This is a genomic window from Burkholderia aenigmatica, from assembly GCF_902499175.1.
GTDB classification, from domain to species: Bacteria; Pseudomonadota; Gammaproteobacteria; order Burkholderiales; family Burkholderiaceae; genus Burkholderia; species Burkholderia aenigmatica.
The window spans coordinates 183,849-199,600 of the sequence record NZ_CABVQC010000005.1; the positions used below are offsets into that span (position 1 = coordinate 183,849).

The 15,752-nt window shown below is 67.4% G+C and carries 14 protein-coding genes; 4 read left to right on the top strand and 10 right to left on the bottom strand.

Annotation, left to right across the window (positions count from 1 at the left end; genetic code table 11):
* Positions 1–419: 419 nt before the first annotated feature.
* The 4 genes from BDO18943_RS05955 to BDO18943_RS05970 are packed head-to-tail and all read right to left on the bottom strand — an operon-like array spanning position 420 to position 4,045.
* Positions 420–1,145, bottom strand: coding sequence for a PqiC family protein (locus tag BDO18943_RS05955; RefSeq protein ID WP_175021625.1), 726 nt, complete (start codon positions 1,143–1,145; stop codon positions 420–422).
* The gene (locus BDO18943_RS05960) at positions 1,142–2,761 is read right to left on the bottom strand and encodes a PqiB family protein (RefSeq protein ID WP_175021626.1); all 1,620 of its coding nucleotides are present in this window, start codon (positions 2,759–2,761) and stop codon (positions 1,142–1,144) included. Before BDO18943_RS05960 ends, BDO18943_RS05955 begins: the two co-directional genes overlap by 4 nt.
* Positions 2,754–3,383 (bottom strand): paraquat-inducible protein A, encoded by a 630-nt coding sequence (locus BDO18943_RS05965; RefSeq protein ID WP_043191145.1) that lies wholly within the window; start codon positions 3,381–3,383, stop codon positions 2,754–2,756. Before BDO18943_RS05965 ends, BDO18943_RS05960 begins: the two co-directional genes overlap by 8 nt.
* A complete protein-coding gene (locus BDO18943_RS05970) occupies positions 3,380–4,045 on the bottom strand; it encodes a paraquat-inducible protein A (RefSeq protein WP_175021627.1) in 666 nt (221 codons plus the stop codon). The genes BDO18943_RS05965 and BDO18943_RS05970 overlap by 4 nt, the downstream gene beginning before the upstream one ends.
* Before the next feature lie 258 nt (positions 4,046–4,303).
* Between BDO18943_RS05970 and BDO18943_RS05975 the strand changes: the two genes are divergently transcribed.
* From BDO18943_RS05975 to BDO18943_RS05990, 4 genes are all read left to right on the top strand, one after another.
* Positions 4,304–4,864, top strand: a complete 561-nt coding sequence (locus BDO18943_RS05975) for a cytochrome b (RefSeq protein ID WP_043191140.1) — start codon at positions 4,304–4,306, stop codon at positions 4,862–4,864.
* Between the two features lie 8 nt (positions 4,865–4,872).
* A complete protein-coding gene (locus BDO18943_RS05980; protein ID WP_043191137.1) occupies positions 4,873–5,433 on the top strand; it encodes a YceI family protein in 561 nt (186 codons plus the stop codon).
* Positions 5,434–5,498: 65 nt separating this feature from the next.
* Positions 5,499–6,080, top strand: coding sequence for a YceI family protein (locus tag BDO18943_RS05985; RefSeq protein WP_043191135.1), 582 nt, complete (start codon positions 5,499–5,501; stop codon positions 6,078–6,080).
* A gap of 183 nt (positions 6,081–6,263) precedes the next feature.
* The gene (locus tag BDO18943_RS05990) at positions 6,264–7,541 is read left to right on the top strand and encodes an MFS transporter (RefSeq protein ID WP_175021628.1); all 1,278 of its coding nucleotides are present in this window, start codon (positions 6,264–6,266) and stop codon (positions 7,539–7,541) included.
* An 18-nt stretch (positions 7,542–7,559) separates the two neighbouring features.
* On the opposite strand, the gene BDO18943_RS05995 is transcribed toward BDO18943_RS05990, so the two are convergent.
* The 6 genes from BDO18943_RS05995 to queA all read right to left on the bottom strand — a co-directional run bounded on the left by BDO18943_RS05995 (position 7,560) and on the right by queA (position 15,436).
* Entirely contained in the window at positions 7,560–9,113 is a 1,554-nt protein-coding gene (locus BDO18943_RS05995) for a S41 family peptidase (RefSeq protein WP_175021629.1), read from the bottom strand.
* Positions 9,114–9,318: 205 nt separating this feature from the next.
* Positions 9,319–10,269 (bottom strand): protein translocase subunit SecF, encoded by a 951-nt coding sequence (gene secF, locus BDO18943_RS06000; RefSeq protein ID WP_006476870.1) that lies wholly within the window; start codon positions 10,267–10,269, stop codon positions 9,319–9,321.
* Positions 10,270–10,285: 16 nt separating this feature from the next.
* On the bottom strand, positions 10,286–12,307 hold the full coding sequence (gene secD, locus BDO18943_RS06005; protein WP_043191129.1) for a protein translocase subunit SecD: 2,022 nt from the start codon (positions 12,305–12,307) through the stop codon (positions 10,286–10,288).
* Between the two features lie 106 nt (positions 12,308–12,413).
* On the bottom strand, positions 12,414–12,737 hold the full coding sequence (yajC, locus tag BDO18943_RS06010) for a preprotein translocase subunit YajC (RefSeq protein ID WP_006476868.1): 324 nt from the start codon (positions 12,735–12,737) through the stop codon (positions 12,414–12,416).
* 233 nt (positions 12,738–12,970) lie between these two features.
* Entirely contained in the window at positions 12,971–14,158 is a 1,188-nt protein-coding gene (gene tgt, locus BDO18943_RS06015) for a tRNA guanosine(34) transglycosylase Tgt (RefSeq protein ID WP_175021630.1), read from the bottom strand.
* A 210-nt stretch (positions 14,159–14,368) separates the two neighbouring features.
* The gene (gene queA, locus BDO18943_RS06020) at positions 14,369–15,436 is read right to left on the bottom strand and encodes a tRNA preQ1(34) S-adenosylmethionine ribosyltransferase-isomerase QueA (protein ID WP_175021631.1); all 1,068 of its coding nucleotides are present in this window, start codon (positions 15,434–15,436) and stop codon (positions 14,369–14,371) included.
* Between the last annotated feature and the right edge of the window lie 316 nt (positions 15,437–15,752).

Sequence of the window (15,752 nt, forward strand, 5' to 3'; positions counted from 1 at the left end):
GTTCGGGATGCCGGCCGGGGAAACGGCGCGGCGCCGGGGAGAACGGGTGAGACGGGGCCGGTTGCCGGGCGATGCGCGGCGACCCGCGATGCGGCTGCCCCGCTGCGGTGCACGCCGAACGCGTGCGGGCGCCGGGAGGCACGGCGAGCGGGCCGAACGCGGCCCGGCGCCGCTGGCTGGCGCGCACGACGAGCGGCGCGAGCCGGAAAGTGCGTAGGATCGTCAATCGGGCCGGAAAACGCAAGCCGACCGTATGGTATGACGCCGGTTCCGGCCGACTTTGACAAACAATGCAAAGTCGCCGTTCGGCGCGATCCGCGTGATGTGACGCAGGCGGCGGTCGGCGCGCGCTACCGGACGTACCGGGCCGGACGAAGCCGACCAACGCTGCTTCCAACGCTCGCCTGCGCGCCGAACGCTTACGTGCCGGACTTGCCTGTCGCGCCGGCGTCGCCGCCCGGTGTCGGGTTGGCCGGACACGGCACGACCGGCGCGGCGGCCGTCTTGCTGCCGGCCGCGGGCGCCGTCGCAGCCGGCACGCCGCGGCGCGCGGCCATCGTGCGCACGCCGGCCGCGGCTTGCGCGGCAATCACGTCGAGCGCGCGCCGGTGGCCGGCGACGAGCGCGTCGTAGCCGTCGGCGACCGGTTCCGCGACGCTCGTGCGGCAGGTCATCACGGCCTGCGTGGCGAGCGAGCGCACGCTCCACACGGCGTCGACCGCCGCGCGCTTGCCGGGCCACGATTCGAAGCGCTGCACGTTCACGCTGACGCGATACACGGGCACGCCGGGCGGGTGGGCGGAATTCGCGACGTCGATCGTGCCGAGCTGCGCGGCGAGATCGTCCGACAGCGCGCGGCGGATCTCGTCGGCGGGCGGCGACGCCCAGCGTTCCTGCTCGAGCACGTCGACCTGCGCGGCGTTCTTCTGCACGACCAGCTGGTTCTTCGCGATCTGCTCGGGCACGCCGACGGACGGTACTTCGATCAGGAACGCCGGGTTGGCCGGCGCGGTGCGCAGCGGCGCTGCGGCGTCGGCCGGGCTGAGCGTGTAGAACCGCGCGGGCGGCGAGCTGCACGCGGCGAGCGCGAGGGCGGCGACAGCCGCCGCCGCGCCGCTCGCGAAACCGTTCACGCGTGTCGTCATTGTTGATCTCCTGGCTTGCCCTTGAGCAGCGATTCGGGGTGGCGCTCCAGATAGTCGGAGAGCGCGTTCAGCGACTGCAGCGTGCGCGTGAGTTCTTTCAGCGCGCCGCGCACGTCGGATTGCAGCGGCGAATCCTGCTGCAGCGTCGCTTCGGCGGTCGAGAAGGTCTGCTTCGCGGCCGACAGCGTGTCGCGCGCTTCCGGCGCGACCTGCGTGTCGAGCTGCTTGAACAGCTTGTCGGCGTTCGACAGCGCGCTGTTCAGGTTCGCGCCGATCTGGTCGAACGGCACCTTGTCGAGCTTCTTCGCGATGTCGGCGACCTGCAGCTGCAGCTCGTCGAGCGTGTTCGGCACGGTCGGCAGCTCGAGCGGCTGGCGTGCCGTGTCGATCTGCACGGCCGGTGCCTTCGGGAAGAAATCGAGCGCGACGTACAGCTGGCTCGTCAGCAGGTTGCCGGTGCGCAGCTGGCCGCGCAGCCCGTGCCGGACGAGCCGCTCGACGATCTCGCGACGGGCCGGTTCGCCCTTGCTCTCGATCGTCTCGCGGAAGCGGCGGCCGAGGCGCTCCGGATAGATGTTCATCGTCACCGGCATCAGGAAGTTCTTCGTCTTCGGATCGAAGTCGATGCCGATATTGGTGACTTCGCCCAGCACGATGCCGCGGAAGTCGACCGGCGCGCCGACGCCGAGCCCGCGCAGCGACTGGTTGAAGTTCATCACGACCTGCAGCGGCTGGCCGTCCGGATCGCGCATCGCGTCGGCTTCGTCGGAGCCGAGCCGGAAGGTCGAGTTGTTCGCCGCGGTCGTGCCGGAGCCCTGGTTCGGCGGCGTCTGGAACGCGATGCCGCCGAGGATCACGGTGGCGAGCGACTGCGTGTTCAGCTTCAGGCCGCTCGAATCGAGCCGCAGGTCGACGCCGCTTGCCTGCCACCAGCGTGAGTTCACGCCGACGTACTGGTTGTACGGCGCGTTGACGAACACGTGGAACGTGACGCCGGTGCCGTCCTTGTCGAGCGAGAAGCCGACCACCTGGCCGACCTGCACGCGCCGGTAGTAGACCGGCGAACCGATGTCGACCGAGCCCAGCGAATCGCCACGCAGCACGTATTGCGTGCCCTTCTGGTCGCCGGTGACGGCCGGCGGCGTTTCGAGACCCGTGAAGTCGCTCTGGGTATCCTGCGAGCGCCCGGCGTCGACGCCGATGTACGCGCCGGACAGCAGCGTGCCGAGCCCCGACACGCCGGTCGCGCCGATGCGCGGCCGCACGATCCAGAAGCGCGAGTCCTTGACCGCGAAATCCTCGGCTTCCTTCTTCAGTTGCACCTGGACGAGCACGCGCGACAGGTCTTTCGACAGCTTGATCGTCTTGACCATGCCGATCTCGACGTCCTTGTACTTGACCTGGGTCTTGCCGGGCTCGAGCCCTTCGGCGCTGTGGAAGCTGATCGTGATTTCCGGGCCGCGCTCGCGCACGGACTTGATCACGAGGCCGATGCCGATCAGCGCGGCGATCAGCGGCACGAGCCAGACGAGCGACGGCAGCCAGCCGCTTTTCGTCGAGATCGTCGGATCGGGCGGCCGGGGCGCGTCGTGCTGCGGGCCTTGTGGACTATTCATGGTGATTCCCTGAGGTTTCGACTGGATCCCAGATCAGGCGGGGATCGAACTGCATCGACGCGAGCATCGTCAGGATCACGACGGAACCGAACGCGAGCGCGCCGGGGCCGGCCGTGATGATGGCGAGCGAACGAAAATGGACGAGCGCGACGGTCAGCGTCACGACGAAGATGTCGAGCATCGACCAGCGGCCGATGCGCTCGACGATCCGGAACAGGCGCGTGCGCTGCAGCGGCCGCCAGGCGGTGCGGCGCTGCGCGCTGATCACGAGGATCAGCAGCACGCCGAGCTTGAGCATCGGCACGAGGATGCTCGCGACGAACACGACGACGGCGAGCGGCCAGTCGCCCGAGATCCAGAAATAGATGACGCCGCTCATGATCGTGTCTTCCTGCGAGCCGACGATCGACGCCGTGCGCATGATCGGCAGCAGGTTCGCGGGAATGTACAGGATCGCGGCCGCGAGCAGCAGCGCCCACGTGCGCATCAGGCTGTTCGGCGTGCGGAAATGGAGCGCGCTGCCGCAGCGTGCGCAGTGTGCGTGCGGATGGTCGAGCGTCTGCACGAGGCCGCACACGTGGCAGCTGGCGTAGCCCTCGCGGGCGGCGGTCGGGATCGTCATCGGCGGGCGGCTTCCGGCAGCGGGGCGGCATCGTCGGGCTGCACGGGCGAGCGCCCGGCGCGCAGGTCGTCGGCGATGTCCCACAGCGTGCGCGGATCGAACATCAGCACGACGGCGATCATCAGCGTGAGCGCGGCGAACGCGAACAGCGCGGCTTCGGGAACGACTCTTGCGAGACTCACCATCTTCACGATCGTGACGAGGATCCCGAGCATGAACACCTCGATCATCCCCCACGGCCGCACGAGCTCGATCGCGCGCAGCACCAGGTTGAAACCGGGCGGCACGACGCCGCGGCGGATCGGCAGCAGCAGGTACAGCAGCGCGGCCATCTCGACGAGCGGGAACAGCACGGTCGAGCAGAACACCATCACGCCGACGATCGCCATGTCCTGGCGCCACAGCGAATCGATCGCGCCGATCAGCGTGGTCTGCACACGGTTGCCGTTCACGTCCATTTCGAGGATCGGGAACGCCTGCGCGATCGTGAACGTGATCAGCGCCGCGAGCGCGAGCGCGCAGATCCGCTCGATCTGCGCGGCGCTGTTGCGATAGAGCAGTGCATCGCAGCGCGGACAGCGCGCGGATTCACGTCCGCTCAGGCGCGGTTTGTGCAACAGTGCGTCGCACTCGTGACAGGCAATCAGGTCGTTTCGTTGCATGGAAAAGGCAGTTGTGCGACGGCTGGGGAGACGCGTCGACGGGGCCGGAACCCGCGCCAATCTTACCAAAAGGCCTTTTTCGGTGTGTCAACGATCATGTGTTCGGTGACTGATCGGTAACATGACAGGAAACCGTCAGCCGGCTGGCGCGCCTGTCTTCAGAGTCCGCGCGCGTCAAAAGGTTGCGGTAGCATGGCGCCCTTGACAAGCGTCGGACAAATTGCCGGCGCGGCTGTTCGCTGAACTGAGGAATCCAAGATGGCATCGAAATCGCTGCCGGCCACGCCGGTACGCTATACGCAGACTGCGATCGCACTGCACTGGCTGATCGCGCTGCTGATCGTCTGCGCGTTCGCGCTGGGCTGGGTGATGACCGACATCCCCGGCTTCACGCCGACCAAGCTGAAGTACTTCTCGTGGCACAAGTGGATCGGCGTGACGGTATTCGCGCTGGCCGTCGCGCGCGTGCTGTGGCGTGCGACTCACGTGCCGCCGGCGCTGCCGGGCGATACGCCGGCGTGGCAGCGTGCGGCGTCGCACGGCGTGCACATCCTGCTGTACGTGCTGATGATCGTGATTCCGGTGACGGGCTACCTGTACAGCTCGGCGTCGAACATCCCGGTCGTCTACCTCGGCATCGTGCCGCTGCCGCGGCTGATCGACCCCGATCCGGTGCTCAAGGAAACCTTCAAGACGCTGCACGTGTCCTTGAATTACATTCTGCTTGCGCTCGTCTCGCTGCACGTGCTCGCGGCGCTCAAGCACCAGTTGTTGGACCGCGACGGCCTGCTGTCGCGGATGCTCCCCTTTGCCAAATGAAGGATCCCATGAAAGTGTCTTTCTCCCGCTCCATGCTGACCGCCTTCGCCGCGGTGTCACTTCTCGCGTCGGGCGCGGCGCTCGCCGATGTCGACCTCGCGAAGAGCAAGGTGTCTGCCGTGTCGAAGCAGATGAACGTGCCGACCGAAGGCGCGTTCAAGAAATTTTCCGCGCAGGTGAAGTTCGATCCGGCGAAAGCCGCGCAGGGCAGCGCCCAGATGACGATCGACGTCGCGAGCTATGACCTCGGCGACAAGATGTACAACGACCAGGTCGCCGGCAAGGACTGGTTCGACGCGAAGGGGTATCCGCAGGCGACGTTCGTGTCGTCGGCGATCGCGCCGGCGGGCGGCAACAAGTACAACGTGACCGGCAAGCTGACGATCAAGGGCAAGTCCGAGAACGTCACGGTGCCCGTCACGGTCACGCAAAGCGGCGCGACGCAGACGTTCGACGGCGTGCTGCCGATCAAGCGTTCGGCGTTCAACGTCGGTACCGGCGAGTGGAAGGACACGTCGGTCGTCGCGGACGAAGTGCAGATCAAGTTCCATCTCGTCGCCACCAAGTAAGCGGCGGGCTGTCGCCCCACCTGAATGCCGCGCGAGGGCGCGGCGCCGTTCCAAGGAGAAAGAGTTTGAAAAAGCAACTGATCATCGCCGCGGGCGCGCTGGCCGCGTCGCTGTCGTTCTCGGCGTTTGCCGATAGCGCAACGTACCAGTTCGATCCGAGCCACACGTACCCGAGCTTCGAGGCCGACCACTTCGGCGGCCTGTCGGTCTGGCGCGGCAAGTTCGACAAGTCGAGCGGCACCGTGACGCTCGACCGCGCGGCGAAGACGGGTACGGTCGACGTGACGACCGACATCGCGTCGATCCACACCGGCAGCGCGAAGCTCGACGAGCACCTGCAGACGGCCGAGTTCTTCGACGTCACCAAGTTCCCGCAGGCGAACTACAAGGGCACGATCAAGTTCGACGGCGACAAGCCGGTGTCGGTGGTCGGCAACCTGACGATGCATGGCGTTACGAAGCCGGTGACGCTGAAGATCGATTCGTTCAAGTGCATGCCGCACCCGATGCTCAAGCGTGAAGTGTGCGGTGTCGACGCCGTCGGCGAATTCAGCCGCGACGATTTCGGCCTCGACTACGGCAAGCAGTACGGCTTCAAGATGAAGACGAAGCTGCTGATCACGGCCGAAGCCGTCAAGCAGCAGTAACGCTTCCGGCCGGGCCGGCCGCCGCGCTGGCCCGCCGCGAGTACACCGCCGCGTTCCCGTCAGGGGGCGCGGCGGTATTTTTTTGCGCGCCTATAATCGCCCGAGCGCCGTGCGCGGCGCCGGGCAGGCCGACGGCGCGCGCGAGTGCATCGAACAGAACGTACAACGACAAGGAGATCGCCGATGCATGCCGTCACGCAGTCCCGTTCCATTGCCTCGTCGCCGCGCGTGTGGCGCGCGGTGGTCGCCGCGTCGATCGGCAACGCGCTCGAGTGGTTCGATCTCGTCGTCTACGGCTTCTTCGCGGTGACGATCTCGAAGCTGTTCTTCCCGGCCGGCAACGACACCGTGTCGCTGCTGCTCACGCTCGGCACGTTCGGCGTGTCGTTCTTCATGCGCCCGCTCGGCGCGATCGTGCTCGGCGCGTATGCCGATCGCGAGGGCCGCAAGGCCGCGCTCACGCTGTCGATCCTGCTGATGATGGGCGGCACGCTGATCATCGCGGTGCTGCCTACCTATGAGACGATCGGCGTCGCGGCGCCGGTGATCCTCGTCGCCGCGCGGCTGATGCAGGGTTTCTCGGCCGGCGGCGAGTTCGGCAGCGCGACCGCATTCCTCGCCGAGCACGTGCCGGGCCGGCGCGGCTTCTTCGCGAGCTGGCAGGTCGCGAGCCAGGGGCTCACGACGCTGCTTGCCGCCGGCTTCGGCACCGTGCTGAACGCGCAGCTGTCGGCTGCGCAGATGGCGTCGTGGGGCTGGCGCGTGCCGTTCTTCTTCGGCCTGCTGCTCGGGCCGGTCGCGTACTACATCCGCACGAAGGTCGACGAGACGCCCGAGTTCCTCGCGGCGGAAGGCACCGCGAACCCGCTGCGCGACACGTTCGCGTCGCACAAGGCGCGCCTCGTCGCCGCGATGGGCGTGGTCGTGCTCGGCACCGTCGCAACCTATCTCGTGCTGTTCATGCCGACCTACGGCGTGAAGCAGCTCGGCCTCGCGCCGTCGGCCGCGTTCGCGGCGATCCTCGTCGTCGGCGTGATCCAGATGGCGTTCGCGCCGCTCGTCGGCCACTGGTCGGACACTTACGGCCGCGTGCGCGTGATGATCACGCCGGCCATCGGCATCCTCGTGCTGATCTATCCGGCGTTCGCGTACCTGGTCGCGCATCCGGGCTTCGGCACGCTGATCGCGCTGCAGGTGCTGCTGGCCTTCCTGATGACGGGTTACTTCGCGGCGCTGCCGGGTTTGTTGTCCGAAGTGTTTCCGGTGCAGACGCGCACGACCGGGATGTCGCTTGCGTATAACGTCGCGGTGACGATCTTCGGCGGCTTCGGGCCGTTCATCATCGCGTGGCTGATCAAGGCGACCGGGATGAAGACCGCGCCGAGCTTCTACCTGATGTTCGCGGCCGTGTTGAGCCTCGTGGCGCTCGTCGTGCTGCGCCGGCGGTTCGGATTCCGGTAACCGGTCGGGCGGCGCGCGTCAGTTGCCGACGCGCTCGCACACGGGCTGCGCCGGCATCAGTTGCGGCTTGGTTTCGACGGTCTGCACAGGGCGCCCGGCGAGTGCGGCGAGCGCCTGCCTGAGTTGCCAGTCGGTTGCCGTGCCGAACACGCGCTGCGGCAGCGCCGCGCTCTTCGCCGTGTCGATCTTCGCGAGCGCACGCTGCTCGCGCAGCTTCTGCCGTTCCTTGCGCCCCTTCGCGAACGGATCGGGCGCCAGCCGGTCCGCATACGGCGCACGGGGGAGGTCGGCTTCCCGGTACCACAGCAGCACGCCGTCGACGTCCGAGTCGCGGCGCGGCGGCACGAGCCAGTCCGGCACGACGCCGTAGCCGTCCATCGGGCAGCCGTTCGGCCGCAGGTTGCGCGCATACGTGAAATTCAGGCGCGTGCCGTCGATCAGGTCGACGCCCGTCTGCGCGAGGCCCTTGCCGTAGGTCGGCATGCCGAGCAGCTTCGCGCGGCCGAGATCCTTCAACGCCGCTGCGGTCGCTTCGGCGGCCGATGCGCTCTGTCCGTCGACGAGCACGACGAGCGGCACGGTGCGCCACCAGTCGTCGGCCTGCAGCGGCGCGAGCGGATCCTGCCCGCGCATGACCGGTAGTTCGTAGTCGGGCCAGTTGGTCGTGTAGCGGCGGCGGTTGGCGTCGCCGCGCTCGACCGTCACCATCGCGGTGCGGTCGCGGCCCGCGAACAGAGCGATGATGCCGATCGCCGCATTGATTGCGCCGCCGCCGTTGATGCGCAGGTCGAGAATCAGGCCTTTCACCGGCGCGCCAGCGCGGCGCGCGGCCTGCACCGTGTCGATGTAGTCACCGACCGCCGGTTCCGGGAAGCTCGACAGCCGCGTGTACAGGATGTCGCCGTCGAGCCGCTTCGCGGTCGCCGGATGGGGTTTGAGGATCTTTCGCACGGGCGTGAAGCTCAGCGTCGCGTGCGACGGGCCGCGCTGAACCGTGAGCTTCAGCGGCACGCCCGCGTCGCCCCTCGAGAGCTTGGCCAGGTCGGCGGGGTCGATGCCGACGACGCTCGTATCGTTCATCGCGACGACGAGATCGTCGGGGCGCACGCCGGCCTGTTCTGCGGGCGCGTCGGGAATCACGTCGACGATGTGCAGCCCGTCGGGCCGCGTCTCGAACACGATGCCGATGCCGGGCGTGCCGTCGCGCGCGCGTCGTTCGTCGTCGCGGCGCTCCTGCTCCTCCTTCGCGTCGAAGAACCGTGCGTACGGCAGCGTCTTGATTCCTGCGTGGGTCGTTGCGTCCAGCAGCGCGCCGATGTCGACGTCGGTCAGGTGCTGCCGCTTCAGCACTTCCACGGCCGCCTTGAGCTCGCAGATCTGCGGCTCCCAGTCGGGCGGGCAGGGCGAAGGCGGCTGGGCGGCGGCGGGCGAGACGGCGCCGGGTGCGGGTGCGGATGCGGGCGGCGCGGCCGCCGCCTGTTGCGCACCGACGGACGACACGCAGGGCAGGAGCGCGGCCGTGACGGCTGCGCAAACGGCAAGGCGAACAACGACACGCGTGGGAGGCATCATCGGGACCGCACGTTTGAACGGAGGGCGAAGGTGCTGTCCCGCCGACGCGCGGCCGGTGGGCGGCGCGGCGGGATGGTCACGATTGTAGCCGACGCGCGAGACGGGGCAGGGCGAGCGTGCGGCGCGATGCACGGCAGTGGCGCAACCATGAAAAAAGCCGGCCCAATCGGGCCGGCTTGTCGTCTGTGCCTAAGCAGCGTGGCGCTTAAACCTGCGCGCCTGCGTTCGGATCGTCCGGATCGTGCGCGGTCTTCTTTTCCTTGACCAGGTCCTCGCGCTTGATGCCGAGCCACATCGCGAGCGAACCCGCGACGAACACCGACGAGTAGATGCCGAACATGATGCCGACCGTCAGCGCGAGTGCGAAGTAGTGCAGCGTCGGGCCGCCGAAGAAGAACATCGACAGCACCATCATTTCGGTCGACGTGTGCGTGATGATCGTGCGCGACATCGTGGTCGTGATCGCGTGGTTGATCACTTCCTGCACGCTCATCTTGCGTTCGCGGCGGAACGTTTCGCGGATCCGGTCGAAGATGACGACCGACTCGTTGACCGAGTAGCCGAGCACCGCGAGGATCGCCGCGAGCACCGCCAGCGAGAACTCCCACTGGAAGAACGCGAAGAAGCCGAGAATGATCACGACGTCGTGCAGGTTGGCGATGATGCCGGCCACTGCGTACTTCCACTCGAAGCGGAACGACAGGTAGATCACGATGCCGATCACGACGCACGCGAGCGCGAGCAGGCCGTCGGTCGCGAGCTCCCGGCCGACCTGCGGGCCGACGAACTCGACGCGTTGCAGCGTGACGTCCGGGCTCTGCGCCTTCAGCGCGCCCATCACCTGGTCGCTCTGCTGCGCGGACGTGAGGCCTTCCTTCAGCTGCAGGCGGATCAGCACGTTGCGCGACGTGCCGAAATTCTGCACCTGCGCGTCGGCGTAGCCGAGCTTGCCGAGCGTCGCGCGCACGGGTTCGAGTTCCGCGGCCTGCTGGTACTGCACCTCGATCACCGTCCCGCCGGTGAATTCGACGGACAGGTGCAGCCCGCGGTGGAACAGGAAGAACACGGCGGCGAGGAACGTGACCAGCGAGATCACGTTGAACACCAGCGCGTGCCGCATGAACGGAATGTCTTTACGGATGCGGAAAAATTCCATGGTCTTCTCCGGGGCCTTATTGGGTCGAGCCCGGTTTCTTCGGCGACACGCCTTGCTGCGCGCGATTGCGCAGCTGCGGCTTGCCGGCGCGCGGCGCGTTGCTCTTCGCGGGGGCGGCGAGCTTCGCGGCGCGTGCGGTGTCGGTCGATTCGTCGGCGTCGGTGAACGACGCGCCGGCAGCGGCGCCTTCCGGCTTCCACACCTGGCCGATCGCGAGCGACTTCAGCTTCTTGCGGCCGCCGTACCAGAGGTTGACGATCCCGCGCGAGAAGAACACCGCGGAGAACATCGACGTCAGGATACCGAGGCAGTGCACGATCGCGAACGCGCGAACCGGGCCCGAGCCGAATGCGAGCAGCGCGAGGCCGGCGATCAGCGTCGTGACGTTCGAGTCGAGAATCGTCGCCCATGCGTGCGCGTAGCCGGCCTGGATCGCGAGCTGCGGCGGCTGGCCGGCGCGCAGTTCTTCACGCACGCGCTCGTTGATCAGCACGTTCGAGTCGATCGCCATACCGAGCGCGAGCGCGATAGCGGCGATACCGGGCAGCGTCAGCGTCGCCTGCATCAGCGACAGCACGGCGACGAGCAGCAGCAGGTTCACCGACAGGCCGATCACCGACACCACGCCGAACAGCATGTAGTACGCGATCATGAACACGGCGATCGCGCAGAAGCCCCAGATCACCGAGTGGACGCCCATCTTGATGTTGTCGGCGCCGAGGCTCGGGCCGATCGTGCGTTCCTCGATGATGTCCATCGGCGCTGCGAGCGAACCGGCGCGCAGCAGCAGCGCGAGGTCGGCCGCGGCCTGCGGCGTCGGCTGGCCCGTGATCTGGAAGCGGTCGCCGAGTTCGGACTGGATCGTCGCGACCGTCAGCACTTCGCCCTTGCCCTTCTCGAACAGCACCATTGCCATCGGCTTGCCGATGTTGTCGCGCGACACCGTGCGCACCGCGCGGCCACCGGCCGAGTCGAGGCGGATGTTGACGGACGGACGCTGGTGTTCGTCGAAGCCGGCCGATGCATCGATGATGCGGTCGCCGGTGAAGATCACGTCCTTCTTCAGCAGCACGGGCGCCTGGATGCCCTGCGTGAACAGTTCTTCGCCCGGCGGCACCGGATCGTTCGGGTTCGGGTGCGTGTTGATCGGGTCGGCGAGGCGTGCTTCGAGCGTCGCGGTACGGCCGATGATGTCCTTCGCCTTCGCGGTGTCCTGCACGCCCGGCAGTTCGACGACGATGCGGTCACTGCCTTGCTGCTGCAGGATCGGCTCGGACACGCCGAGTTCGTTCACGCGGTTGTGGAGCGTCGTCAGGTTCTGCTTGAGCGCGGCGTCCTCGACGGACTTCTGCACGGCCGGCGTAAACGTGCCGACGACTTGCGTGCCGCCACCGCCGGGCTGGGTCGCCCATTGCAGTTCGGTGATCGACAGCGCGAGCACCTTGCGGGCGTCTTCCGCCGTCTGCGCATCGCTGAAATTGACGACCACCGACTGGTCGACGCGGCTGACGCCGCCGTCGCGGATGTTCTTGTCGCGCAGCAGCGTGCGCGCGTCGGATGCGTCGGAATCGAGCTTCTTCGTCAGCGCGCCCGTCATGTCGACCTGGAGCAGGAAGTGGACGCCGCCGCGCAGGTCGAGGCCGAGATACATCGGCAGCGCGTGCAGGGCGGTCAGCCAGCGCGGCGACGCGCTCTGCAGGTTCAGGGCGACGACGTACTGCGGATCGTTCGGGTCGGCGTTCAGCGACTTCTGCAGCAGGTCCTTGACGCGCAGCTGCGTATCGGTGTCCTTCAGGCGCACGCGGATGTTCGCGTTGGTCGCCGTGTTCTCGAAGGTGACGTCGTCCGGCGTGATCTGCGCGGAGGCGAGCGCCGATTCGACCTGGGTCAGCGTGGTCGAGTCGAGCTTGACCGTGGCCTTGCCGCTCGACACCTGCACCGCCGGCGCTTCGCCGAAGAAGTTGGGCAATGTGTACAGAAGGCCGATGGCGAGCGCCACGACCATCACGACATATTTCCAGAGTGGATAACGATTCATGAGGGAGCCGAACGGGTGGTTGGCGTGAAAGCGTCGCGTCCGGCGCCGCGGCGGCCCGCTCTCTCAGGCGGGCACGGCGCGGGGAGCCGGACGCTCGGTGAAAGCCTTACAGCGACTTGATCGTGCCCTTCGGCAGAATGGTCGTGACGGCAGCCTTCTGCACGGTGATTTCGGTGCCTTCGGCGATTTCGACGCCGATGTAGCCTTCGGTGACCTTCGTCACCTTGCCCACGAGGCCGCCGCTCGTGACGACTTCGTCGCCCTTGGCCATGGCCGCGAGCATGTTGCGATGCTCCTTCTGACGCTTCATCTGCGGACGGATCATGATGAAGTAGAGCACGGCAAACATCAGGATGAGCGGCAGGAAGCTCATCAGGCTCGATTCGGCGCCACCGGCACCTTGTGCGAACGCGTTGGAAATGAACGGCACGTTGGTCTCTCCGTAAGGGAAGATCGAAAAATAAGCCGGTTATTCTACCACCGGCCCCATGCGCAAACGGATCGGCAAATGCGCTTTCGGATCAAGCTGTTAAAGCGCGAACCGATACCGTTGCGACTTGTTTGGAAAGGTAATTGTAATATTTGGCGGTCGGGTTCGACAGTCGGGACGCGTTATTTAGTACGCGTCCCATGTGACGAGCCGCGGTGCGGGCCGCCGGCCCGTCAGTCGACCCCTCTCGCGCGATCCTCCGCGAAGCGCTGGCGGAACGCGTCGAACGTATGGGTTTCGATCGCGTCGCGGATCTCGCTCATCAGTTGCAGGTAGTAGTGCAGGTTGTGGATCGTGTTGAGCTGCGCGCCGAGGATCTCGCCCACACGATGCAGGTGATGCAGGTAGCCGCGCGAGAAGTTCTGGCACGTGTAGCACGTGCAGCTCGCGTCGAGCGGCTTCAGCGAGTTCTTGTGCGTCGCGTTGCGGATCTTCACGTCGCCGAAGCGCGTGAAGAGCCAGCCGTTGCGCGCGTTGCGGGTCGGCATCACGCAGTCGAACATGTCGATGCCGTTCGAGACGCCTTCGACCAGGTCCTCCGGCGTGCCGACGCCCATCAGGTAGTGCGGCTTGTTGGCCGGCAGCTTCGGGCCCACGTGCCGCAGCACGCGCATCATGTCTTCCTTCGGCTCGCCGACCGACAGCCCGCCGATCGCGAGGCCGTGGAAGCCGAGCTCGGCGAGCCCCGCGAGCGATTCGTCGCGCAGGTCCTCGAACATCCCGCCCTGGACGATCCCGAAGAGGGCGTTCGGGTTGCCAAGCCGGTCGAACTCGTCGAGCGAGCGCTTCGCCCAGCGCAGCGACATCCGCATCGAGTCGGCCGCTTCCTTGTGCGTGGTCGGCACGCCGTTGGTCGCATACGGCGTGCATTCGTCGAACTGCATCACGACGTCCGAGTTCAGCACCTTCTGGATCTGCATCGATACTTCCGGCGACAGGAACAGCTTGTCGCCGTTGATCGGCGACGCGAACGTGACGCCGTCCTCGGTGATCTTGCGCAGGTCGCCGAGCGAGAACACCTGGAAGCCGCCCGAGTCGGTCAGGATCGGCTTGTTCCAGCCCATGAAGCCGTGCAGGCCGCCGTGCGCGTCAATCGTGTCGAGGCCCGGGCGCAGCCACAGGTGGAACGTGTTGCCGAGGATGATCTGGGCCTTGATCTCGTGCAGCTCGCGCGGCTGGATCGCCTTCACGGTGCCGTAGGTGCCGACCGGCATGAAGATCGGCGTCTCGACCACGCCGTGGTTGAGCTTCACGCGGCCGCGGCGCGCGTGGCCGTCGGTCGTCAGCAGTTCGAATTCAAGCCCGTTCGCCGGGCGGTCCTGCACGGCAGCGTGCGTATCGTGGGATGAACCTTCGGTCATCGCGTCATTCTCCTTGCTACCGGAAATGCTTTGCATGGGACCAGAGTAACCGCTAAAGCGCTAACTCTGGATCGCAAGTCCGGCGCATGTTGGAAGCGCCGCCGGAATACCGGCGGCGGTGAAAAATCGGGTGCGCGCCATCGTAGCGCGCGCAGCGGGAAAACGGGGCACGGCGGCCGCGCGGTGCGCGGGCCGTCGCGCATGCCGCGCTTACGCGCGCGGCGCCTCCGGCGTGTCGCGGCGCGTGAGCAGCATCGCGTCGCCGTAGCTGAAGAAGCGGTAGCGCTCGTCGATCGCGTGCCGGTACGCGGCGCGGATCGTCTCGACGCCCGCGAACGCGGACACCAGCATCAGCAGCGTCGATTTCGGCAGGTGGAAGTTCGTGACCAGCCGGTCGACCACGCGGAAACGATAGCCGGGCGTGATGAAGATGTCGGTCTCGGCCTGCGTGGGCGCGAGCGGGCGGCCCGCTTCGTCGGCCGCGCGCGCCGCGGCTTCGAGCGCGCGCATCGACGTCGTGCCGACCGCGATCACATTGCCGCCGCGTGCGCGGGTCGCGGCGATCCGGTCGACGAGCGACTGCGGCAGGTCGTACCACTCGCTGTGCATCTTGTGCTCGGCGATGTTGTCGACGCGCACCGGCTGAAACGTGCCGGCGCCGACGTGCAGCGTCAACGTCGCGCGTTCGACGCCCATCGCGTCGAGCCGGTCGAGCATCGGCTGGTCGAAGTGCAGCCCGGCCGTCGGCGCGGCGACCGCGCCCGGATTGCTCGCGTAGACGGTCTGGTAGCGCGTCTCGTCGGTCGCGTCCGGATCGTGCTCGATATAGGGCGGCAGCGGCAGGCGGCCGAACTGCTCGATCAGGTCGAGGCACGGCGCGGGGAAGTTCAGCGTGAAGAACGGCTCGACGCGCTCGCCGACCGTCACGTCGAACGCATCGGCGAGCCGCAGCGTCGTGCCGGCGCCCGGCGACTTGCTCGCGCGGATCTGCGCCAGCGCCGTATGCGTGCCCGTCACGCGCTCGATCAGCACTTCGATCTTGCCGCCGCTGGCCTTCTGGCCGAAGAAACGCGCCTTCAACACCTTGGTATCGTTGAAGACGAGCAGGTCGCCGGCAGCGATGCACGACGGCAGCTCGGTGAAATGGCGGTCGACGAGGCGCGCGGGCGCGACGGTGCCGTCCACCTCGAGCAGGCGGCTCGCGGTGCGATCGGGCAGCGCGGTTTGTGCAATCAGCTCGGGCGGCAGATTGAAATCGAAATCGGAAAGCGTGAACATGCGGGCTGGTTCGAAGCGGCCGGCGGGCGTCGCCGGCAGGGCGGAAACGCGTAAATGGGGCGCGCGAGCCGCTATGATGACGGGATGCGCGGCCTGGCCGGCGTCGTTCGTTCGGACGACGTGAAAGCCGCTATTGTACTTGCCTTGCGAAGCACCCAGACGATCCGATGCCTGTGTCACCACGCCGTTCCCCCGCTGCAGTTGCCGATTCCGCCGATCCGTTCGACGCGGAGGATGCCGCGCCGCCCGCTCAAGACGCGGCGGAGCGTGCCGCCCCGCGCCGGGCCGGCCCGAAGCGCGGCGCCGACGGCAGGCT